A 343-nucleotide genomic window follows, 5' to 3' on the forward strand; every position below is an offset into this window, starting at 1 on the left:
TCCTTGTAGAACGGCACGTTGGAGTCGCCGTTGATGGTGGAGATGACGGCGGTCTTGCCGCCGGCGGCGAACTTCTTGATGTTGGCGACGATGGTCTGGTAGTCGGAGTGGCCGAACGGGGTGTAGACCTCGTCGATGTCGCTGTCCTTGACGCCCTTGGAGTGCAGGAAGGCGCGCAGGATCTTGTTGGTGGTGCGCGGGTAGACGTAGTCGGTGCCCAGCAGCACGAAGCGCTTGGCGCCGCCGCCGTCTTCGCTCATCAGGTATTCCACGGCGGGAATCGCCTGCTGGTTGGGCGCGGCGCCGGTGTAGAACACGTTCTTCTCCAGCTCCTCGCCTTCGT

General features: G+C 63.3%; 1 protein-coding gene. It reads right to left on the reverse strand.

Going from position 1 to position 343, the window contains the following annotated elements; translation table 11 throughout:
- Positions 1-343: transporter substrate-binding protein (locus RCF13_RS14725; RefSeq protein ID WP_308141294.1), on the reverse strand; the 343-nt coding region annotated here is incomplete at both ends.

The organism is Stenotrophomonas maltophilia group sp. RNC7 (assembly GCF_030910085.1).
GTDB lineage: Bacteria > Pseudomonadota > Gammaproteobacteria > Xanthomonadales > Xanthomonadaceae > Stenotrophomonas > Stenotrophomonas sepilia.